The sequence below is a fragment of the Pseudomonas sp. ACN5 genome, from assembly GCF_002303975.1.
Classification (GTDB): domain Bacteria; phylum Pseudomonadota; class Gammaproteobacteria; order Pseudomonadales; family Pseudomonadaceae; genus Aquipseudomonas; species Aquipseudomonas laurylsulfatiphila.
On the sequence record NZ_MRCP01000013.1, the window covers coordinates 195,615 to 216,595 of the forward strand.

A 20,981-nucleotide genomic window follows, 5' to 3' on the forward strand; every position below is an offset into this window, starting at 1 on the left:
ACCATGTACAAACTTGAAGTTCAGGACCTGCACAAAAGCTACGGCGCCCACCAGGTGCTCAAGGGCGTGTCCCTGCAGGCGCAGGCCGGTGACGTGATCAGCATCATCGGCTCCAGCGGCTCCGGCAAGAGTACCTTCCTGCGCTGCATCAACCTGCTGGAGCAACCCAATGCGGGGGATATCGTGCTCAATGGCGAACCGCTCAAGCTGGTGACCAACAAACTTGGCGGGCTGAAAGCGGCCGAACCCAGGCAGTTGCAGCGCATGCGTTCGCAACTGTCGATGGTGTTTCAACACTTCAACCTCTGGTCGCACATGAGCGCTCTGGAAAACGTCATGGAAGCCCCGGTGCATGTGCTGGGCCAAGGCAAGAAAGAGGCACGGGAAAAGGCCGAGCACTACCTGGACAAAGTCGGTGTGGCGCACCGCATGCACGCCTGGCCGGCGCACATGTCCGGCGGCGAGCAGCAGCGCGTGGCGATTGCCCGCGCACTGGCGATGGAACCGCAGGTGATGCTGTTCGATGAACCGACGTCGGCCCTCGACCCCGAACTGGTCGGCGAAGTGCTCAAAGTCATGCAGGACCTGGCACAGGAAGGCCGCACCATGGTGGTGGTGACTCACGAAATGGGCTTTGCCCGCGAGGTGTCCAACCAACTGGTGTTCCTGCACAAGGGCGTTGTCGAAGAGCGCGGCGACCCGCGTGAGGTGCTGGTCAACCCGCAGTCCGAACGCCTGCGGCAGTTTCTGGCCGGGAGCCTGAAGTAAGACCGCCACCCGTCCACTGCTCGGCGCTGCCCTGACCAGGCAGGCTTGGGATACACTCCGGCCAACCTTGTCAGGGCATCAGGCACAGCCCTTCTCTCACCTTCAGGAAACGTTGAGCCGGATATGCCAACCCCATCGAAAGACACCACCGTCTATGCCGCGCCGGTCATGCGCAAACTGACGGAAATCGTTTCCGAACTGCCACCGTCACTGCGCAAGGTGGCGGACTTCATCCTGCGTCACCCGCTCAAGGCCGCGACGCTGACCATCGAGGAGATGGCTCACGAAACACTGACCTCACCCGCCGCCGTCAACCGCCTGGCCAAAGCGCTGGACCTCGGTGGCTACAGCGGCATGAAGGCCGAGCTGGTCGCAACCTTGCAGCAGATGGTCTCGCCGGTGGACAAACTGCGCAACGAACTGGCCCATCGCCCGGGCGGCGCGTTTGGCCTGCATGAGCAACTGCAGAGCGCCAGCAGCAACCTGGCCACGGCGGTGACCAACAACCACGCCGACACCTTTGAAGCCTTCGTCACTCGCCTGAGCACGGCACGCAAAATCTACATCCTGGGGTTCGGCAACAGTGTTTACTTCGCCGGCCTCGCCGCGTCGACCCTGATGCCCTTCTGTGCCGACGCCACGGCCATCAGCATGGAGGGTGGCAACGAAAACGCCGCGTACCGCCTGGCCGCGATCACCGATCAGGACGTGTTGCTGGCGATCTCCCTGCCCCGCTACTCCCTCGACACCCTGCAACTGGCACGCTTCGCCAATGAACGCGGCGCATCGGTGCTGGCCATCACCGATTCACCGGCCTCGCCGCTCACCGGCATTGCCGAGCACACGCTGTTTGCCCCTTGCGACCACCCGGTGCTGACCAGCTCCAACATCGCCGTGCTGGCCCTGATCGAAGGCCTGGTCGCCGGCGTGATGGCGCGCAATAAGGAAGCGGTCAAACTGGCCACCGAGCTGACTGAAAGCGTGATGTCGTATCTGCACATCCCTGCCAGCGGTAAACCTGCGAAGAAGTGATTGCGATGTGGATTTGCCTTGCAGACCCGTGCCGTCACTGACAGCCATGGGTTGAATCCACAGTGGTTTTCTGCCTCTTGCGACGGGCAGAAAACGGCCAGAAGAGTCAGTCATGACGGGCAGAAAGTCTCCCGTAGCGTCTCGAGCACCAACGCGTTGTAACGCTTGCCGCAGGGCTTGGCGACGAGACTTAAAATTCACTACCTCTTTCGTGTAACCCGTGATGGTAATAGGCACCTTCGGACGGCGTCACTAACCTGTCGCTTCCCGAATACCATGGTCCTGAAGCAGGCCAGGAGTGCCCCATTGTGAGTCGTTACCGCTCGTCTCTGAAGCTCGGAATCAGCACCTGTGTGTCGGCCTGGATAACGGTCGCAGCAGCTGATGCGCCCACCGTGCACGTGTACAACTGGTACGATTACATAGGTCCGACCACTCTCCAGGATTTCAAGCGTGATACGGGTATTGAGCCCGTATACGACACCTTCGACAGCGGCGAAGTTCTAGAAGCCAAGCTGATGACCGGCCATAGCGGTTATGACGTGGTGGTGGCCAGTAACTTCATTTTGCCCGCCCTGATCAAGGCCGGAGCCTTGCAGAAGCTGGATCGCAGCCAACTGCCCAATCTGAAACACATCGACCCGGTTATTTTGGAGAAACTTCGCGGAAACGATCCTGAAAACCAGTACGCCATACCTTATCTATGGGGCACCGATGGAATTGGCTACAACGTTGAAAAGGTCCGTGCAGCCCTCGGTGATCAGGCACCAGTGAACTCCTGGGACCTGCTGTTCAAAGAGGAGAACCTGGCCAAACTCAGTCAATGTGGGGTGGGGATACTGGATGCACCCGCAGAAATCATGCCGATCGCCCTGCATTACCTTGGCCTGCCCCCCAACAGCAGCAACCCCGATGACTACAAAAAAGCCGAAGCGCTCATGCTGAAGCTGCGCCCGTACATCACCTATTTCAATTCCTCGAAGATTGGCAGCGACCTGGCCAACGGCGATATCTGCGTGGCCCTGACCTGGTCCGGCGCGGTATTCGGTGCGAAACAAGCCGCCACCGAAGCCGGAAAAGGCGTGAAAATCGAATACAGCATCCCCGTCGAAGGTGCACCGCTATGGTCCGACAACCTGGTGCTGGTGAAAGACGGCAGCCACCCCGAGCAGGGGCTGACTTTCATCAACTATATGCTGCGTCCAGACGCGATTGCGCAGGCTACCAATCTGGCGCTCACCGCCAACGCCAACATAGACGCCAAGGCGCTGGTCTCGACTGAGGTGCAAGATAACCCAAACATCTACCCCACAGCGGCAGTAATAGCCACGCTGTTCACCCTGCAACCGCAGCCCCATGCGATCGAGCGTGTCCGCACACGATCCTGGAGCAACATCAAGAACGGCAATTGAGCCGACTTCCTTCGCTGCGTATGTCCTGATCGATGTGCGCCTTTGCTGTCTAACTCGCCTGAGAGCTTGAGTATGAAACCACGTGCCCGCGACCTGAACATTCAGTTCGGCCAACTCCAACCCGGCCCCCTCAACGCCATCACTGATGTCCCCGGCGTCCGCGTCGGCCACAGCAATGTGCGAGGCCGCACCGCCAATGGTCGCGACATCCTGACCGGCGTCACCATGATCGAACCCCGCGCCGGATCCACCAGTCAGCACCCGTGTTTCGCAGGCGTGCATGTACTCAATGGCAACGGTGACGCGACCGGCCTCGAGTGGATCCGCGAAGCCGGCCTGTTGACCAGTCCGATCGCCTTCACCAACACCCACAGCCTGGGCGTGGTGCGCGATGCGCTGGTGACGCTGGAACGCCAGGAGCAACCCGACGACGGCCGACTTTACTGGAACATGCCAGTGGTGCTGGAAACCTTCGACGGCTTGCTCAATGACATCAACGGCTTTCACGTGAAGCCTGAACACGTAGCCCAAGCCGTGCGCTCGGCGACGGGTGGCCCGGTGGCCGAAGGCAATGTCGGCGGCGGCAGCGGCATGATCTGCCACGAATTCAAGGGCGGCATCGGCACCGCGTCGCGACGCTTGAACAGCGCCCAGGGCGGCTGGACAGTGGGGGCGATTGTCCAGGCCAACCATGGCATCCGCCATGAACTGCGCGTCGACGGGTATCCGGTCGGGCGCTACATGGAACAGGTCGATTCGCCGTTCCTCAAGGCCTCGCTGCCCCATCCGGGCATGGGCTCGATCGTGGTCTGCCTGGCCACCGATGCGCCGCTGCTGCCGCACCAATGCACGCGCCTTGCCCAGCGCGCCAGCCTCGGCCTGGCCCGCACCGGCGGCGGCAATGAAGACCACAGCGGTGACATCTTCATCGCTTTCGCCACCGGTAACGATCACGTGCCACCGGCTGCCTACGAGAGCAAGAAAGCGCCGACCACAAACAACCTGAGCATGGTCAACAACGACCACATCAGCGAGCTGTTCCTGGCCGCCACCGAAGCCGTGGAGGAAGCCATCATCAATGCCTTGCTGGCCTCCGACACCGCCGAAGGCAATGGCCATGCGGTGCCGGGACTGGACGCCGAGACGCTTCTCTACGCCTTGCGCCAGGCCGGCTGGCCAGGGGCCGACAAGAAAATCTGATCCAGCACCTCCGGCGACACGCCGAGCAACTTCGTTAACGGCAAAACACCACCTGACTGCGCGAAAGGTGGTGTGCATCTCGCAGTGACCTGAACGGTCAATGGTGGAAGGATTGTACTGGCGTACCCCTGTCTACATTCGATCGGTCAGGGTCGAAAACAGCCTCTCACTAAGGGCCGTACTCGGCCAAAAGCAGTCATGCGCTTTGGACACTATGCGCACTCAAGCTTGTCCCGCAGAAACTCAATAAACCTTTGCGTTTTCGCTGGAAGCAAGCGGGTTTCAGTCAGCGCGTAAACCGACACTGGCAATGCTTGCCATTGCGGTAGTACTTTGCGAAGTTTCCCATCCGAAACGTCCTGCGCTGCGATCCCCTCAGGCAATAACGCCACGCCAAGATCCAAAGATGCCAGACGCCTCAGCATGCCTACGCTGTTAAGTTCGAATCGCCCTCCGACATCGACATCCACCCTTTCAGAAGCGCAAGACAGTGTCCAATGACCAGCACCCTGACCACGCAAGCGTAGGCACTCATGATTAACCAGTTCCGATGGATGGCCAGGTTCACCGGATATCTCCAGATATCGCGGAGAGGCATACAGCCCGCGCCCCAAACTCGCGAGTTTGCGAGCAATCAGATTTGAGTTTGCAGGCTCCCCCATCCGAATCACAACGTCCACAGGATCAGTGATCAGATCGACCTGGCGTGGGCTCAGATCGAATTCGAAATTGATACCGGGATAGATCTGCGAAAACTCCGCAATCAACGGGGCCAGGTAGACGGTGGCGAAGTCTACGGGCAAAGAGGCACGCAGTAGTCCGCTGGGACGGGCCAAGATTTCGCCTAGCTGCTCGTGCGCCAGACGAGCTTCATCGACGATCCGCTTACAGCGTTCAAAATACAGCTGGCCCGCTTCGGTTGGCTCGATCTTGCGCGTCGTTCGGTGCAACAACCGCAAGCCAATTCCTTTCTCTAGCTCACTGATACGCCGTGACAAGGTCGAGTTCGGTATCCCCAACGTTTCTGCCGCACGCGTGAAACTACGCGCCTTTACCACTTCGACAAACAACGCCATGTCGTTAAGGAAGTCCAAATAATTATCCCACCTATGGATTAGTCATTTCGATTTTACGGCATTTATCCCGAATAAGGATTGATCAATCATAAGCCCATCACTCAAAGGGGCACCAAAATGAAATCTCTTTTTTCCGAAGTCCAGGTAGGCCGCTACACACTGTCCAACCGTATGGTCATGGCACCAATGACCCGCTCGCGCTCAGATGATGCGGGTGTGCCCAGCGAACTGGTTGCAAGCTACTACGCACAACGCGCCTCTGCGGGGTTGATCATCAGCGAAGGCGTATTCCCGGTTGCGCTAGGCAAAGGCTATGTCCGCACACCAGGTATCGAAACCACCCAGCAGGTCGCGGCGTGGAAAAAAGTCACCGACGCTGTTCACGCTCGCGGTGGTCGCATCTTCATGCAACTGATGCATTGCGGACGTGTGTCTCATCCATCGTTGCTGCCTGAGGGCGCACGACCTCAGGCGCCCTCGGCGATCAAAGCGGCTGGTCAGACCTACACCGCTACAGGATTGCAGGATTTTGTAATACCCCACGCCCTGACCATCGCTGAAATTGCCGAGGTTGTTGAAGGCTACCGCCAGTCAGCACGCCGGGCGATTGAAGCGGGTTTCGACGGCGTTGAATTGCACGCAGCCTCGGGTTACCTGCCTGAGCAGTTTCTCTCCACCGGCAGCAACCAACGCGACGACCAGTACGGGGGTTCGGTTGAAAACCGCATTCGCTTCGTACTGGAAGTGCTCACCGCCATGGTGAGTGAAGTGGGCAGCGACCGTGTCGGCATCAAGATTTCTCCAGAGATGAACTTCAACGACATTGTCGATGCCAATCCGCAGGAAACCTACACCTATCTGGTCAACCAACTTCGTGACCTGAAGCTTGCTTATCTGCATGTAGCGCTGTTCGGGGCCAAGTTCGACTACCACGAGGCGCTGCGCCCGCTGTTCGACGGCAGCTATCTGATCGGCAGCGGCCAGACCAAAGAAAGCGCCGAGTCGCTGATCTATGAGGGTAAAGCAGACGCCGCGGTATTCGGCAGCACCTTCCTGGCCAACCCCGATCTGCCTGAACGGTTCCGGGTAGGCGCTGAATTAAATACGCCAGACAAGGACACTTTTTACGCCCCAGGCGCAGAAGGCTACATCGATTATCCAACCCTGTCTCAAGAGGCGTGAGGACCGCAACCATGCTACCCATCGCACGTTTACAGCGCATGACCCACGGCAGCCAGTTCCGGGCGTTCACCCTGCGGGGTGATCAGTACGCGAAACCTATCGATCCGTTCTTGGGCGTAGACCATGCATGGATTAGCGGACCAACCTTTCCAGCGCATCCGCATGCGGGCTTTTCTGCGGTCTCCTACCTGTTTCTGGATTCGGAAACAGGCATCGATAACCGGGACTCGCTAGGCAACCGCAACCTGATCCAACCGGGTGGTTTGCACTGGACGGCGGCGGGTGAAGGCATTGTTCATGAAGAGGTCCCAGCCCAGCCGGGCAAGACCGTTCACATGTTGCAAATCTTCATCAACCTGCCACAGGACAAACAGACAGATGCACCCTTTGTCTTCAGTGTGGAAGCTCAGGACGTCCCTACGATTTATCGGGCTGGAGCTAAAATCAGAGTCCCATTGGGCAACTTCGAAGGGCTGGCTTCTCCGCTACTACTGCCTACGGACGTAAGGCTTCTGGACATCACTCTTGAAGCCTCAAGCGAAGTGAAGATCCCGGTTCCAGTAGGACACGTGGCGTTCGTGATGCCAATCGACGGTGAGGTGTATGTGGATGGTCAGCCTTTCGACCTGAATGATCCCAGGGCGCCGGTCAATCTTCCTCAGCGCGCGAATCGGGTTGTCACCCTGCAAGCAAAGAACGGAAATGCCAAGGCAGTCTTGTTTTCCGGCACTCCGTTGAATCAACCCGTGTTTTGGCAAGGGCCAATTGCCCTCGCTTCAATGGACGCGCTGGCTGCAGCAGTCGATGGCTACCGGCGCGGTGAGTTCGGAACACTGCCAACTCTTTAATCCAGAAACAGGGGGAAAGCCCCCATCGCAGTCGCCAGGAGAATCCCCATGTCATTCGAAAACTTCAATGCTGATAATGCCGCCTTGCTGCTGATCGACCATCAGGTCGGGACCATGGGCTGGGCTAAATCCATGCCTTTTGAAGAATTGAAGCGTAATGCCCTGATGCTGGCCAAAGCCGCTCGCATCCTCAAGCTTCCCGTAGTACTGACGTCCAGTATGGAAGAATATGCCCAAGGCCCGCTGCTGAGCGAACTGGAACAGATTCTTCCAACCGAATTTGCTGGTCGTATCAAACGCATGGGCATCGTCAACGCAATGGACGATGAGAACTTCGCAGCAGCCGTGAAGGCAACCGGTCGCAAGAAACTGATCATTGCTGGCGTAACCAACGATGTGTGCACCGTTTATCCAGCACTCTCGCTGGTGCGTGAAGGCTTCGAAGTGCAGGTCGTTGCTGATGGCGGCGCATCACCGACAGCCATGGCGGATGACATCGCCTTACGCCGAATGGACAAAGCCGGTGTGACGCTGACCACCACCAACCAACTGATCGCCGAACTGGCAGGCAGTTGGGCCACACCAGAAGGAGGCAAGTTGGTTCAAGTACTCATGGAGGCCTTCGGCGAATAAAAAGTCTACTGCCTGTAACTTCTCAACAGGCACCGGCCCATGCATTTTAAATGCACGCATTTGCATGGCCGGTGTCATCAGAAGAAGCCACCAAAAGGAAGGTCAATCATGGCGCTCATTCACATAGGGTTTCACGCACGATCCTGAAACTGAACACCTTCAAAAGGCAATTAAAGCCGTGGCGTTATCAATTAATCCGAACGCTATCCATTGCCGAGTGATTCGAAGCATCACACCAGTTTCGTAAGCACGAGGAGCGGCAAGCTCGCTCTCGCAAGCGATCAAGAAAAGCTTAGACGGAACTGGCCGCTGATGTCAGTTTGGGGCGAAAGCGGCGAGTGAAGAACGGCCGCTTCTAGCCCAGAGTGTGTAAAAACGCCTTCGCGAACCCTTGCTATGATTTCTGAGGATTTCATCGCAGGGATCGCCCATGAAGCGCTTTATCCAAGGTGAACATCGAGTCCAAGGCACCTTACTTCCCGAGAGCCTCGACGACTACGTCAGCGATACCAACCCGGTGCGCGTAGTCGACGTCTTTGTCGATGAACTCGACCTGGTCTCCTTGGGTTTTGACGGTGCTATCCCAGCCGACACAGGCCGGCCTGCTTACCACCCAGCGATCCTGCTGAAGATCTACATTTACGGCTATCTCAACCGCATCCAGTCGAGTCGACGCCTGGAACGAGAAGTCCAACGCAACGTCGAGTTGATGTGGCTGACCGGGCGGTTGATGCCCGACTTCAAGACCATAGCTAACTTCCGAAAAGACAACAGCAAGGCCATCCGGGGCGTCTGTCGCCAGTTCGTCGTGCTGTGTCAGCAGCTGGGACTATTCGGAGAAAATCTGGTCGCCATCGACGGCAGTAAGTTCAAGGCAGTCAACAATCGCGACCGCAATTTCACCAGCGCCAAACTGAAGCGGCGAATGGAAGAAATCGAATCGAGTATCAACCGTTACCTGACGGCACTCGATGCTGCCGATCGGCAAGAACCCACAGCTTCAGAGCCCAGTGCCATGCGGCTGGAAGAGAAAATCGCCAAGCTCAAAACTCAAATGAAGGAGCTTCAGGCGATCGAAATCCAGCTCAATGAATCGCCGGATAAACAGGTCTCACTGACCGATCCAGACGCCCGCTCCATGATGACGCGCGGCACGGGAATCGTCGGCTACAACGTGCAGACAGCGGTCGATACGCAGCACCATTTGATCGTTGCACATGAGGTTTCCAACGTCGGTTCCGACCGCGATCAACTCAGCGCAATGGCCAAGCAGGCCCGCGAGGCCATAGCGTCAGAAACGTTGTCGGTAGTGGCTGACCGAGGTTACTTCAAAAGCGAACAAATCCTGGCTTGTCACGATGCTGGCATCACCGCCTACGTGCCCAAGCCGATGACCTCTGGAGCCAAGGCTGACGGGCGTTTCAATAACGGTGCGTTCATCTATGACGCGGCAAAAAACCAATACATTTGCCCGGCTGGAGAGGCGCTGATCTGGCGCTATTCCAACGTTGAAAAAGGCCTGAAGTTGCATCGCTACTGGAGTTCGAAATGCCAGGGCTGCGCGTTAAAAGCACAGTGCACACCAAGCACGGAGCGACGAGTTCGACGCTGGGAGCATGAAGCCGTATTGGAGGAAATGCAGCTTCGGCTGAGCAAAGCACCAGAGATGATGCGAGTCCGAAAACGGACGGTTGAGCATCCCTTCGGGACGCTCAAACAATGGATGGGTGCAACGCACTTCCTGACGCGAAAGCTAGCTGGGGTGAGCGCGGAGATGAGCTTGAATGTGCTCGCCTACAACTTGGAACGGGTTATGAAAATCATCGGTGCCAACGGTTTGATAAAAGCGCTGACGGCCTGAAAAAGGCTGATTTTGGCCCATCCCAGAGGCTGTAAAAACAGCGTTGACGTGTTCCAGGTCGCGACCGATGCGACCCGCAGCATTGACCGTGCGATCGCTCAGCCAACGAAGGTCGATGATCCAAAACGATGAGGTCAAAGCGTTTTTACACACTCTGGGCCAAAAGCAGTCGTCATTGCGTCTAGGATATCAGGGCCGATTCAGCCTGCTATCCAGTGGACCCACTCTGATGCAAGGATGCGCCGCATAGCTTGTGCGAAAAGCTCTTTGTCAAGACTGGTTGGAGTGATGGCGCTCTGCGACTATTAGGGCCGCCGTGATTGTTGTGAAGCCAGAAAGCCTCGAAAAAAGGAGAGTCGAATTGTCCCCACCAAGATTTTCCCTTCCCATCACTGCGTTGTGCTCCTCATTTTCTGGCAATTGCTCTTATACCTCTCCAAAACCTAGTACTTCCCACGAGCATTTAGCTATACGCTGCTTAGATAGCCAATTCCGCTCAATAACAAGGGCTGCCCATGTTCACTAAATTAGCGCAAAGCATGCTGACCAGCTTCGACCGGCGACAAGAGTTCAATCGAAAACATCTGCCGTGGTTACTGGACTTACAGAGCTTTGTCATACGTAAGGTCGGTGAGCACAGCAAGTTGCTTACCCGACTTTGCTTTCTCCTTGCTTCGATATGCATTCTCGCCTTCACCTTCTCGGCCATTCATTACGAAAAACCTTGGGGTGCTTCCACCGTCCTAGGCATTCTGATGCTGGCGAGTCTTCTTAGCCATAGCTTCCGGAGGAGATTCGTAGCCCGAGATGATCGGGTTGCCACCTATGCGAACGGGTTGCGACTCGTCTCGTTTGCGACGCTTCTTATTTTCATTGGCGTCATCCCCACCGAACGTGAAAGTGCTGATTATCAAAAAATGAAAGCAGCGGAGCACGAAGAAAAGGTTGCACTTCTGAAGGAACAACTAGCTGAGGTAGACAGGCTTTCCCGAGAGGTGTCTTTCAAAGCTGAATACTCTCGGCTTTCCGCGCCAAAAATCATGTTTGAATGCAATGGAGCCACCAAGTATCTAGCTGGAACTGGGCTTCAAAATTACAACGCCCTTCTCATAAAAGCCGAGACTGAATGTGGTGGTGATTTTGATTTGCTCGCTGGCGAGAAATGAATCGCCCCTGAATTCGTAGACACTCGATGACCGCTTCTGGAGAGTTTAGGTCTGACGTCAGATGCCGCTTCACGTCGGTTGCAACCCTTCGTGACAAGCATCAATCGGCCGATTGTGTTGAAAAAGTCGGTCCTTACAGACTGCCCACATACTGACTGCTGAAAACGCCTTTTTTGCGCGAGGCTACGCGAAATCCGAGCCCGGAATCCTCTGCTCAACGTAAAGATTTCAATCTCAAGCGCGTACTTTTCTGATGCGCAAACCATGGCCGACTCTTTCAACAGAATCGGCCAGAAGCAGCCAGTCGGTCGCTGTGCTGACGTTAGTACTCGAAATTATCCTTCACGCCTGGAAAGTCGAAATACTCTCTCGGCACTGCTGTCAGAAATCCCCCTTGTGAAGTCTGTCTCCCCTGGGCACCCGCCATTGAACGCCGGTGCCTTTCTTTCGCAGATTAACGGGCAGCTACTTGAGACTCCCGGCCAGGAACTGCTGCAACCGCTCGCTTTGCGGCTGTTCCAGCAGCGTGCCTGGCGCTCCCGACTCCTCCACCCGCCCCTGATGCAGAAACATGACGTGGTTCGACACTTGTCTGGCAAACGCCATTTCGTGAGTGACGACCACCATCGTCCTGCCCTCTTCGGCCAGTTGCTGCATGACCTTGAGCACCTCACCCACCAGTTCAGGGTCTAGGGCCGAGGTCGGTTCGTCGAACAGCATCACCTCGGGTTCCATGGCCAGTGCACGTGCAATGGCCACCCGTTGTTGCTGGCCGCCGGACAAATGCACCGGGTACTGGGCCTCGACTTTTTGTGGCAGCCCGACCTTGGCAAGGTAATGACGCGCCCGCTCCAGTGCCTGCGCCCGGCTGATACCGAGCACGCTCATCGGGCACTCGATGATGTTTTCCAGCACGGTCATGTGGCTCCACAAATTGAAGTGCTGGAACACCATCGACAACCGGCTGCGCAGGCTCCGCAGCTGCCCGGGGTCAACCACACACAGCTCACCCCTCGGGTTTCTGCGGGTGAGCAACTCTTCGTCGTTGACGACAATGCGCCCGGCCGACGGTTGTTCAAGATAGTTGATACAACGCAGGAAGGTACTTTTCCCGGACCCGGAGGAGCCGATGATGCTGATCACATCACCCGCCCTGGCCTTGAGCGAAACCCCTTTCAACACTTCATGGTTGCCATAGTTTTTATGGATATCTTCAACGATCAATTTATACATTCGAGCAAGTCCGATAGGGGTCAGTGCGTGCGCGGTTTGAGGTAGGCCAGCCAATGCAGTTCGCCGCGTCGAAACAGCCAGATCAGGAAAAAAGCACAGGCGGCGTACAACACCCCGGCAATGCCAAAGGCCGTGAAGGATGCATAGGTCGCCGAGTTGACATCCCGGGCGATCTTCAGCAAATCGGGCACGGTGGCGGTAAAGGCCACGGAAGTGGAATGCAGCATCAGGATCACTTCATTGCTGAAAAACGGCAGCGCGCGGCGCAACGCCGACGGCAGGATGATCCGCCGATAAAGCGTGAACCGGCTCATTCCGTAGGCACTGGCGGCCTCGACTTCACCGTGGGCGGTCGCCCTGATGGCGCCGGCAAAAATCTCGGTCATGTAGGCACAGGTATTGAGCCCGAACGCCAGCACCGTGCAGTTGAAGCCGTCACGGAAAAACGCGTTGAGAAAGTCCTGGGACCGCACCACATGCAAGCTGTACACCCCGGTGTAGAAGAACAACAGCTGGATGTACAACGGGGTGCCACGAAACACGTAGGTGTAACACCAGACCGGCAGGCGCAGCAGCGGGTTGCGGCTGACGCGGGCCATCGACAACGGCACCGCCAGCAAAAAGCCCATCACCACCGCCAGAATCAGCAGCCACAAGGTCACCACCAGCCCGGAAAAGTGCGGCCCGTCACTCCACAGGTAAGCCTGCCAGTAGTTTTCGAGAATGGCGGTCATAGCGCAGCCTTCCTGACGCCGACCGAGTAGCGGCGCTCAAGCCACAGCAACACGCCATTGGAGACCGTGGTAATGGCGAGGTAAATCAGGCCGCCGACCAGGGTGAAGTAAAAGAACTGCATCGAGCCCTTGCCCGCATCCTGCGTGGCCTTGACCACATCGGTCAGGCCGATGATCGACACCAGGGCCGTCGACTTGATCAGCACCTGCCAGTTGTTGCCGATGCCCGGCAAGGCGTGGCGCAGCATTTGTGGAAAGAGGACCTTGCGAAAGGTTTGCCCACGGGTCATGCCGTAAGCCCTCGCCGCTTCGATCTGCCCCGCTGGGACGGCCTGGAAGGCGCCGCGAAACGTCTCGGTAAAGTAGGCCCCGTAAATGAACGCCAGCGTCATGACACCGGCCAGAAAGGGGTCGATGTCTATCTGAGTGATGCCCAGCCAGTCGGTTATCCGGTTGAGCAACATCTGCAGGCTGAAGAACAGCAGCAACATGATCACCAGGTCCGGTATGCTGCGGATCACCGTCGTATACCCTGCGGCCAGTGCGCGCAACAATCGATTGGACGACAACTTGGAACTGGCGCCGATCAGCCCGGCCAGGACGGCGATCAGCAATGAACAAAGCGCCAGTTTGACGGTAGCCAGGGTGCCCAGCAGGATCTGCGGGCCAAAACCTTCCAGAAGCATCTCACTCTCCTTGTTCTTGTTAGGGTGAGGTGAAGGGGGCAATAGAGCGCTCGAACGAGCGCCCTGTTCAAGGTCACGACGACGGTTTACCTAGCGCCGTTACCGGGCGCCGTAGACGTCGAAATCGAAGTACTTGTCGTTGATCCGCGCGTAAGTACCGTTGGCGAGAATGGTTGCCAGGGCTTTATTCAAGTCTTCGCGCAACGCGACATCGCCCTTGCGCAGACCAAGGCCATCGCCGACGCCGAAGAAGCCCGGGTCCTCCAGGGTGGCACCGGCAAATTCATAGTCCTGACCCGCCGCTGTTTTCAGGAAGCCGTAACTGGCTTGAATGGCACCCTGCAACGAGGCGTCAAGTCGCCCAACGACCAGGTCGGCGTACACCTGGTCCTGATTCTGATAGGAAAGAATGTCCACGCCCTTGGAACCCCAAACCGCTTTGGCATAGGACTCCTGGGTCGAGCCCTGCTCCACACCAATGCGCTTGCCCTTGAGCGATTCGAGGGTCGGCTGCAATCCCGATCCACGCTTGGCCACCAGGCGTGCCGGTGCATTGGACACCTTGTCGGTAAACGCAATCTGCTCAAGGCGTTTGGGGGTGATGGTCATCGAAGACGCCACCGCATCGAACTTGCGCGCCAGCAGTGCCGGGATCATCCCGTCCCAACTGCTTTCCACCCAGACGCAGCGGGCTTTCAGTTCGGCGCACAACGCTTCGGCGATGTCGACCCCGAAGCCAGTCAGCGTGCCATCCTGGTTCTTGTACTCCAGCGGTGGATACGTCGGGTCCACCCCCAGCTTCAACACTTTGCCGGACCAGTCGGCCGCCCCCGCCAGGCTCGAGGCCGTCAGGAACACCAGGGAAACGGCTGCAATTATCTTGTTCATTTTTATTCCTCTCAGACCGTAGATTTTTTACCGGCACAACGGGTGGAACTGCGCCGTCTCAACTCAGAAAACGTTCGACCAACTTGACCCAATAGCTCGCGCCTACCGGCAGGCAGCCGTCATTGAAGTCATAGCCGGGGTTGTGCAGCAGGCACCCGCCTTCGCCCTCGCCATTGCCGATCACCAGATAGCTGCCGGGGCACTTTTCCAGGACAAAGGCAAAGTCCTCGCTGGCCGTGAATGGCCGCAAGTCATCGATCAGGTGTTCATCTCCCAGCCACTCGCGGGCGACCTCATGGGCAAATGCCGTCTGTTCGGGATCGTTGATCAACACCGGATGACAGTGCTGGTAATCGATGTGGACCCGGGCGCCGAAACTCTCGGCCTGGCCCTTGACCAGTTCGGTGATCCTGACCTCCAGCAACCGCCGAACTTCGGGGGTCAGGGCGCGTACGCTCAGGCTCAAGTCGGCGCTGGACGGGATGACATTCGAGGCGCTCCCGGCTTGCAGGGAGCCCACGGTGATAATCGCCATCTCCTGCGGGTTGACGTTGCGCGAGACGATGCTTTGCAGGGCCATCACGATCGAGGCACCGACCACCACCGGGTCGACGGCTTTGTGCGGCACCGCGCCATGGCCGCCGTTGCCGATGATCTTGATGTTCACCGTGTCGGCAGACGCCATGAACGGTCCGCTGTAAAAACCCAAATGCCCGACGGGGTAACCCGGCACGTTATGCATGGCGAAGATCGCATCACACGGAAACCGTTCGAGCAATCCGTCCTCCAGCATTTTCCTGGCACCACCCAGCCCCTCTTCCGCCGGTTGGAAAATCAGGTGCACGGTGCCGTTGAATGTCCGTGTCCGGGCCAGATACTGACCCGCCGCCAGCAGGATGGCGGTATGTCCGTCGTGACCGCAGGCATGCATGACACCGTCTATCCGGCTGGCATAAGGCAAACCGGAGGTTTCCTGGATCGGCAACGCATCCATGTCGGCGCGCAAGCCAATGGACCGACCCTCGCCATTTTTCAGGGTGGCAACGACCCCGGTCTTGCCCACCCCGGTGCTGACCTCAAAGCCCCACTGAGTCAGACACGCGGCAACCCGCTCACTGGTGGCGAATTCTTCAAAACCCAGCTCAGGGTGCGCGTGAATGCTGTGACGTATCGCGATCATTTCATCTTGCATCGCGGCAATACCAGGCAGAACCAAACCGGCATTCATGAGTGTTCTCCTTCGAGGGCTGTGCGGCAGCGAAAGCGCTGTTGGGCTCGATCTTAGGGAACTGGCGCTGGGCTGGGGAGGCGCAGTTTGGTTATGATGACAACCATGAGTTGTCACCAGGGTGAGCAGATGAAACTGCATCAATTACAGGCGCTGATTGCCAGCGCTGAAACCGGCAGCATCCGCGCGGCCGCTCGTTCGCTGGAGATTTCCCAGGCTGCGGTGACCAAAGCGCTGCGCGAACTGGAAACCAGCCAGCAGCTACCGCTGTTTACCCGAACCTCCAGCGGTCTGAACTTCACCGAATACGGCAAAGTGCTGCTGACTCATGCCCGGCTGGTGATCAAGCAACTGGAGCACGCACAGACCGAGCTTGATCACATGCGCGGGAAGGCCCAGGGCCGGCTCTGTGTCGGGATCACCCCATGGGTCGCCCTGACCTTCCTGCCCGAAGTCGTGTCGGTTTTTCGCGAGCGTATGCCACAAATCAGGCTGGAGCTGTTCGAGAGTCTGATGGCCGTTGCCCAACCGCTGTTGCGCGACGGCAGCATGGACTTCGCGATTGGCCAACTCCATCCCACCCAATCGACCCAGGAATTCGCCAGCGAAACCTTGCTCGATTACCAGACCTCGGTGCTGGTCCGCGAGGGTCACGCCCGACAGCATGCGCGATCGATCCACGAGCTACTGGAAGAAAACTGGACGCTGAACTACGCGCCCGACGGGCACGATGGGCTGATGCAGGAACTGTTCTGGAAACACGGCGCGCAGATTGACGAAAATCGAATCGTGCGCGCTCATTCACTGGCCATTTTGCAGATGATGGTCGAACGGGCCGACATGTGCACTTGGGGGCCTTCGATCGTGAGCACAGCCCCGCCATTTCTGGGGCGTCTGGTATCCCTGGGGTTGGCCGAGCAGTTCGAGCCCCGGCAGCTGAGCATCGTGACACGCCGCAATGGTGCACTGAGCAACCCGGCAGTCTGCTTCACCGAGTGCCTGTTGCAGGTCATTCGGCGCCATGCGCGCTCGGCCAAAAAAGAAGACCGCGCGCTGTTTGAAACCTTGCGGCTGCGGTGAGGTCACCCGGGCCGCGCTCAAGGCGTCATCGCAGACTATTCTTGATCTGGGTAACCCACCGGTCGCACCGAAGGAGGTCTCTCGTTGATGCACTGTGTCCTTTTCAAAATCCGCTGATCCAACGGTCTGGGGCACGGCCCCAGGCACCTTTGTCTGCCCCCTGAAACGGAGACGCCAGCATGAGCACCTTGCAACTTCACCCTGCACTGGACAATGGCATCCAACCCGCCGCCGCGAATTTCACAGGCGGCACCCTGCAATGCCTGTGTGCGACCGACAAGGTCGAGGTCAGGATCGACGCACAAACCCTGCATAACCACGCATGCGGCTGCAGCAAATGCTGGAAACCACAAAACGCGATATTCGCCGTCATCGCCGTGGTGCCTCGAGATAAGGTCAGCGTCATTGCCCACGGCGAAAAACTGGCGATTGTCGACGAAGCCGCCACCATCCAGCGCCACGCCTGCAAGCAGTGTCACGCCCATCTCTTCGGGCGCATCGAGAACAAGGACCATGCATTTTATGGCCTGGACTTCGTCCACACCGAGCTTTCGCCACAGAGCGGATGGGCGGCGCCGGGATTCGCGGCGTTCGTATCCTCCATCATCGAAACCGGCACACCGCCAGGGCAAATGAAGGCTATCCGCGAGCGCTTGCGCTCGATCGGCCTGGAACCCTACGACTGCCTGTCCCCGGACTTGATGGACGCACTGGCGACCCATGTCGCCAAACAGAGAGGCGTGCTGCCCGCCGCCTGATTGATCGGTCGCCGCGGTTTCTTGTCCGGACCGCGGCGCCGATTCACCTTGAGATTGAATCCAGTCCCACACCACCCCCGGTGGGCTCATCTGACCCGCCGCCCGATGTAACGAACCATTTCGCGGATATTTACCTATAGAGTGGATCCTTATACGATGAGGCCCAAAGCCACTGCTCTCCATCAGGCGCGAGTAAGCCATCTAAATTTAGTGCATGACAAAGCGACTTGAAAATTGAGCTTTACAGACGAAAAACATTGCGCGGGCAAATACGCGAAACCGGATACGGACTCAATCGCCCCCACCTATAAATACAATATCATTGAGCACCCGAACAATGAACAGTACTAGCCCTCCGGCTGATTTCCCCAATAACTTCAGCATCGTCATCGTGAATTACAAAACACCGGAAATCACCAAGATATGCTTAGAGTTATTGCACCAGCACGTGGGTGACAAGAACGTCCCGGTCTGGGTGGTTGACAATTACTCGGCCGATGAAAGCACTCAATACTTGCGAACACTTGACTGGATCAATTTAATCGAACGATCTATTTCGGAACCAGAAGCAGGCCATATCGCGCACGGCAAGGCACTCGACATGGTTTTGGAGCGAGTCGACACCGATTATTTACTTCTGATGCATACCGATACTTTTGTTTTCGATAAAAACGTTTTCCCGATGATATTAAACAAGTGCGCCAACAATAAAAAAGTCGTCGCCGTCGGGTGTGTAGAACAATTAAATCGCGGCACCGCGAGAACGGTTTGGCGCTACAGTTCACGACTATTCAAACACCACTACAGACGCCTTAAAATCTCCATGGGCTTACGTTCAAGAGAACCAAAACCCTACAAAGAAGTTTACTTGAAGAGCTTCTTTACATTGTGGAACTGCAAGCTCGTCAAACAGCACGGCATGCACTTTTCGATGGATGATCGCGTTCCTGGATATACCCTTCAAGACCAGATGACCCAGCTTGGTTACGTCGTTGAGACTTTATCGCCACGTAAAATCTTCAGCTATCTTGATCATATCCAGGCGGGTACTGTTGCAGCGACTGGCGGCTATGGAAAGACTCATAGACGAACCAAAATGTACAATAATATACTTAAGCGCCTGAACAAGGGTGACGGCAAGGCTTAAGCTACGCCGACACGTATGAGCCCGTCACCCACAGGTCGTTATATCAAGTTATCGGAGCAATAATGGCAGTCATCACTCAGGCACTACCCATCACCCTCTCACCGGAGCTTGATTTCGACCAGAACGACGCCAGCGCCTTTGGTGAGTCATTGACCAGCCAATATGTTCAGGCTACGCCATTTCCGCACATCGTCATCGACAACTTCCTGGACGAAGACCTGATTGCAAGTATTTGCTCGAACTTCCCGGTCGAGCCAACCAACAACGAAATGCTCTACGAGCGCGGCTATAAAGGGCAACGAAAACGTCAAATCAGTCCCAACGAATGCTCTCCGTTTTTAAAGACCGTTTTCAATGCTTTCAACTCGGCACCCATGTTGCAGTTTCTTGAAAAGTTAACAGGCATCGAAGGCTTGATACCTGACCCCTACTTCACCGGTGGCGGCTTGCATGAAACGAAAAGCGGGGGGTTCCTGGGGGTGCACTCGGACTTCAGGCTCAACAAGAAGCTTAACGTCGAGCGCAGACTGAATATCATTATTTATCTGAACGAAGACTGGAAAGACGAGTATGGAGGCAACCTGGAGCTTTGGGATGTCAAGATGAAAACCTGTCTTAAAAAGGTCTTGCCCATTTACAATCGCTGCGTCATTTTCAATACAGACAAAGACAGCAATCATGGGCACCCGGAGCCTTTGACGACCCCAGAGCACATCACTCGCCGGTCTATAGCGCTTTATTACTACACCGCAGGCACCTTGGCGATCGATCCCGCGCAAAGAAATAAAACTCACTACAAGCCAAGACCCAAAGATCGTTTCAGTCTCAAGTACTACATGAACAAATTACTCAAGAAGAAAAACTAAGCCATACCGCCAGACGATTGAGCTCGTGCTTTTCAGGCTTTAGCTCGGCGCCCGGTCGCGACCAGATCCGTCGAGCATCAGCACCTTTTGCACGGTCGCGCGCCGGCAAGCCGATAACCTCTGGATCGCTCCTGCTGCAAGGGTAACGGAACGGAAACGCAAACGGGGGTGTCAGCTGTTTAGACACCCCCTGTTTCTTCCCTCAACCCAAATGAAGCGGTGAAGTCATGAACAATATCGTCTACCTCGTTGGCGCCGTCGTGATCATCCTGTTTATCCTGTCGTTTGTCGGCTTGGTCTGAATCAGACGGCCAGATGCCAAAGGTAAAAAAGCCCGCTCAAAAGCGTAACGCTGTTCACTTAAGCGCGGTACTTCAGGCACACCTACTTTTGTGGCGAGGGAGCTTGCTCCCGCTGGGCTGCGTAGCGGCCCCAAAAATGTGACAACAATGCCATTTTTTGTGAGTGCTACGCACTCAAGCGGGAGCAAGCTCCCTCGCCACGGGTTCAGTGTCGGCCGTAAGTGAACAGCATTACGCTCAATAGCGGGCTTCGTAATCGGCTTTTTTATGGCGTGTGGCTCAAACTCTTGCGGAAGTCGTCCTCCAGCTTTCGACAAACCTCTGCGATTATGCTTTTTCCGACTGCCGGGCCGGAGTAGCTGTCTACTTCCTCGCGGCATCGTTCGGCGGCATCACGGGCCTGCATGCTGTCCTTGTCTTGCGATGTGTTGCTGACATAAAAGCCGACGGCCAGGTACAAGGTGATTGCGATAGTGATGCCGACGACGATCTTGCCGACCCGGCCAATTTTCTTTTCTGACGGTATTGGCCACCCGGGCGAGATTCGTATTTTTTGCCTGAGGTCAGATTGGCAGTGTTTACATAAAATGGCTTCAGCCATGATGACTTCCGCGCAATAGGGACAGCTCTTTTTTCCAGCCTCCACAGATGAAACTCCTTTTTCAAAACGAGATTCTATCATTGGGTTCGGGGATGCTCAGCCTCTTCTGCCCCAAGGCAGCTAAAGTCAGCAGTTTGGATCAAAACCGCAATAGCACCCGTTGGCCACGGAGCAGCACTAATGCAATGGCCGGTAGTTGAGCATCTGAATCAAATGCTTCGTAAAAAACGAACATTTCAAAACGAATAAACGATTTTTATTGATGCAACATGCCCGTTAG

The 20,981-nt window shown here is 56.6% G+C and carries 20 protein-coding genes; 13 read left to right on the plus strand and 7 right to left on the minus strand.

Annotation, left to right across the window (positions count from 1 at the left end; all coding sequences use genetic code 11):
* Positions 1-3: 3 nt before the first annotated feature.
* From BSF40_RS23210 to BSF40_RS23225, 4 genes are all read left to right on the plus strand, one after another.
* The gene (locus tag BSF40_RS23210) at positions 4-768 is read left to right on the plus strand and encodes an ABC transporter ATP-binding protein (RefSeq protein WP_095966925.1); all 765 of its coding nucleotides are present in this window, start codon (positions 4-6) and stop codon (positions 766-768) included.
* Positions 769-891: 123 nt separating this feature from the next.
* Positions 892-1,800: a MurR/RpiR family transcriptional regulator gene (locus tag BSF40_RS23215; protein WP_095966926.1), complete on the plus strand. Its 909-nt coding sequence runs from the start codon at positions 892-894 to the stop codon at positions 1,798-1,800.
* Positions 1,801-2,108: 308 nt separating this feature from the next.
* Entirely contained in the window at positions 2,109-3,212 is a 1,104-nt protein-coding gene (locus BSF40_RS23220; RefSeq protein WP_095966927.1) for a polyamine ABC transporter substrate-binding protein, read from the plus strand.
* A gap of 72 nt (positions 3,213-3,284) precedes the next feature.
* The gene (locus BSF40_RS23225) at positions 3,285-4,412 is read left to right on the plus strand and encodes a P1 family peptidase (protein ID WP_095966928.1); all 1,128 of its coding nucleotides are present in this window, start codon (positions 3,285-3,287) and stop codon (positions 4,410-4,412) included.
* 212 nt (positions 4,413-4,624) lie between these two features.
* Here the strand turns inward: BSF40_RS23225 and BSF40_RS23230 are convergent, their stop codons facing one another.
* Positions 4,625-5,506, minus strand: coding sequence for a LysR family transcriptional regulator (locus BSF40_RS23230; protein ID WP_095966929.1), 882 nt, complete (start codon positions 5,504-5,506; stop codon positions 4,625-4,627).
* Between the two features lie 99 nt (positions 5,507-5,605).
* Here BSF40_RS23230 and BSF40_RS23235 point away from each other — a divergent pair, with 99 nt between their 5' ends.
* From BSF40_RS23235 to BSF40_RS32200, 5 genes are all read left to right on the plus strand, one after another.
* Positions 5,606-6,670: an alkene reductase gene (locus BSF40_RS23235; protein ID WP_095966930.1), complete on the plus strand. Its 1,065-nt coding sequence runs from the start codon at positions 5,606-5,608 to the stop codon at positions 6,668-6,670.
* An 11-nt stretch (positions 6,671-6,681) separates the two neighbouring features.
* Entirely contained in the window at positions 6,682-7,518 is an 837-nt protein-coding gene (locus BSF40_RS23240; RefSeq protein ID WP_095966931.1) for a pirin family protein, read from the plus strand.
* Between the two features lie 48 nt (positions 7,519-7,566).
* Positions 7,567-8,151: an isochorismatase family protein gene (locus tag BSF40_RS23245; RefSeq protein ID WP_095966932.1), complete on the plus strand. Its 585-nt coding sequence runs from the start codon at positions 7,567-7,569 to the stop codon at positions 8,149-8,151.
* A gap of 430 nt (positions 8,152-8,581) precedes the next feature.
* The gene (locus tag BSF40_RS23255; RefSeq protein ID WP_095966933.1) at positions 8,582-10,012 is read left to right on the plus strand and encodes an IS1182 family transposase; all 1,431 of its coding nucleotides are present in this window, start codon (positions 8,582-8,584) and stop codon (positions 10,010-10,012) included.
* 515 nt (positions 10,013-10,527) lie between these two features.
* Entirely contained in the window at positions 10,528-11,178 is a 651-nt protein-coding gene (locus BSF40_RS32200) for a hypothetical protein (RefSeq protein WP_141249788.1), read from the plus strand.
* Positions 11,179-11,643: 465 nt separating this feature from the next.
* Here the strand turns inward: BSF40_RS32200 and BSF40_RS23265 are convergent, their stop codons facing one another.
* The 5 genes from BSF40_RS23265 to BSF40_RS23285 all read right to left on the minus strand — a co-directional run bounded on the left by BSF40_RS23265 (position 11,644) and on the right by BSF40_RS23285 (position 15,947).
* Complete coding sequence (locus BSF40_RS23265; protein WP_095966935.1) at positions 11,644-12,411, minus strand: ABC transporter ATP-binding protein; 768 nt, start codon at positions 12,409-12,411, stop codon at positions 11,644-11,646.
* 20 nt (positions 12,412-12,431) lie between these two features.
* Positions 12,432-13,145 carry an ABC transporter permease gene (locus BSF40_RS23270; protein ID WP_095966936.1) on the minus strand — a complete coding sequence of 238 codons (714 nt, stop codon included), beginning with the start codon at positions 13,143-13,145 and terminating at the stop codon, positions 12,432-12,434.
* A complete protein-coding gene (locus BSF40_RS23275; protein WP_095966937.1) occupies positions 13,142-13,831 on the minus strand; it encodes an ABC transporter permease in 690 nt (229 codons plus the stop codon). The genes BSF40_RS23270 and BSF40_RS23275 overlap by 4 nt, the downstream gene beginning before the upstream one ends.
* 99 nt (positions 13,832-13,930) lie before the next feature.
* Positions 13,931-14,719, minus strand: a complete 789-nt coding sequence (locus BSF40_RS23280) for an ABC transporter substrate-binding protein (RefSeq protein ID WP_095966938.1) — start codon at positions 14,717-14,719, stop codon at positions 13,931-13,933.
* A gap of 58 nt (positions 14,720-14,777) precedes the next feature.
* Positions 14,778-15,947 carry a M20 aminoacylase family protein gene (locus BSF40_RS23285; RefSeq protein ID WP_095966939.1) on the minus strand — a complete coding sequence of 390 codons (1,170 nt, stop codon included), beginning with the start codon at positions 15,945-15,947 and terminating at the stop codon, positions 14,778-14,780.
* A 129-nt stretch (positions 15,948-16,076) separates the two neighbouring features.
* Here BSF40_RS23285 and BSF40_RS23290 point away from each other — a divergent pair, with 129 nt between their 5' ends.
* The 4 genes from BSF40_RS23290 (at position 16,077) to BSF40_RS23305 (ending at position 19,798) form a co-directional block, all read left to right on the plus strand.
* A complete protein-coding gene (locus tag BSF40_RS23290) occupies positions 16,077-17,027 on the plus strand; it encodes a LysR substrate-binding domain-containing protein (RefSeq protein WP_095966940.1) in 951 nt (316 codons plus the stop codon).
* A gap of 179 nt (positions 17,028-17,206) precedes the next feature.
* Positions 17,207-17,785: an S-(hydroxymethyl)glutathione synthase gene (gfa, locus tag BSF40_RS23295; protein WP_095966941.1), complete on the plus strand. Its 579-nt coding sequence runs from the start codon at positions 17,207-17,209 to the stop codon at positions 17,783-17,785.
* 337 nt (positions 17,786-18,122) lie between these two features.
* The gene (locus BSF40_RS23300; RefSeq protein ID WP_095966942.1) at positions 18,123-18,932 is read left to right on the plus strand and encodes a glycosyltransferase family 2 protein; all 810 of its coding nucleotides are present in this window, start codon (positions 18,123-18,125) and stop codon (positions 18,930-18,932) included.
* A 62-nt stretch (positions 18,933-18,994) separates the two neighbouring features.
* The gene (locus tag BSF40_RS23305; protein ID WP_095966943.1) at positions 18,995-19,798 is read left to right on the plus strand and encodes a 2OG-Fe(II) oxygenase; all 804 of its coding nucleotides are present in this window, start codon (positions 18,995-18,997) and stop codon (positions 19,796-19,798) included.
* 567 nt (positions 19,799-20,365) lie between these two features.
* Here BSF40_RS23305 and BSF40_RS23310 read toward each other — a convergent pair.
* Positions 20,366-20,701 (minus strand): hypothetical protein, encoded by a 336-nt coding sequence (locus BSF40_RS23310; protein WP_256589579.1) that lies wholly within the window; start codon positions 20,699-20,701, stop codon positions 20,366-20,368.
* Positions 20,702-20,981: the final 280 nt, after the last annotated feature.

Coding starts and splice junctions, on each gene's coding strand:
- BSF40_RS23210 (WP_095966925.1), top strand. CDS start 4: ATGTACAAACTTGAAGTTCAGGACCTGCACAAAAGCTACGGCGCCCAC.
- BSF40_RS23215 (WP_095966926.1), top strand. CDS start 892: ATGCCAACCCCATCGAAAGACACCACCGTCTATGCCGCGCCGGTCATG.
- BSF40_RS23225 (WP_095966928.1), top strand. CDS start 3,285: ATGAAACCACGTGCCCGCGACCTGAACATTCAGTTCGGCCAACTCCAA.
- BSF40_RS23235 (WP_095966930.1), top strand. CDS start 5,606: ATGAAATCTCTTTTTTCCGAAGTCCAGGTAGGCCGCTACACACTGTCC.
- BSF40_RS23240 (WP_095966931.1), top strand. CDS start 6,682: ATGCTACCCATCGCACGTTTACAGCGCATGACCCACGGCAGCCAGTTC.
- BSF40_RS23245 (WP_095966932.1), top strand. CDS start 7,567: ATGTCATTCGAAAACTTCAATGCTGATAATGCCGCCTTGCTGCTGATC.
- BSF40_RS23255 (WP_095966933.1), top strand. CDS start 8,582: ATGAAGCGCTTTATCCAAGGTGAACATCGAGTCCAAGGCACCTTACTT.
- BSF40_RS32200 (WP_141249788.1), top strand. CDS start 10,528: ATGTTCACTAAATTAGCGCAAAGCATGCTGACCAGCTTCGACCGGCGA.
- BSF40_RS23265 (WP_095966935.1), bottom strand. CDS start 12,411: ATGTATAAATTGATCGTTGAAGATATCCATAAAAACTATGGCAACCAT.
- BSF40_RS23270 (WP_095966936.1), bottom strand. CDS start 13,145: ATGACCGCCATTCTCGAAAACTACTGGCAGGCTTACCTGTGGAGTGAC.
- BSF40_RS23275 (WP_095966937.1), bottom strand. CDS start 13,831: ATGCTTCTGGAAGGTTTTGGCCCGCAGATCCTGCTGGGCACCCTGGCT.
- BSF40_RS23280 (WP_095966938.1), bottom strand. CDS start 14,719: ATGAACAAGATAATTGCAGCCGTTTCCCTGGTGTTCCTGACGGCCTCG.
- BSF40_RS23285 (WP_095966939.1), bottom strand. CDS start 15,947: ATGAATGCCGGTTTGGTTCTGCCTGGTATTGCCGCGATGCAAGATGAA.
- BSF40_RS23290 (WP_095966940.1), top strand. CDS start 16,077: ATGAAACTGCATCAATTACAGGCGCTGATTGCCAGCGCTGAAACCGGC.
- gfa (WP_095966941.1), top strand. CDS start 17,207: ATGAGCACCTTGCAACTTCACCCTGCACTGGACAATGGCATCCAACCC.
- BSF40_RS23300 (WP_095966942.1), top strand. CDS start 18,123: ATGAACAGTACTAGCCCTCCGGCTGATTTCCCCAATAACTTCAGCATC.
- BSF40_RS23305 (WP_095966943.1), top strand. CDS start 18,995: ATGGCAGTCATCACTCAGGCACTACCCATCACCCTCTCACCGGAGCTT.
- BSF40_RS23310 (WP_256589579.1), bottom strand. CDS start 20,701: ATGGCTGAAGCCATTTTATGTAAACACTGCCAATCTGACCTCAGGCAA.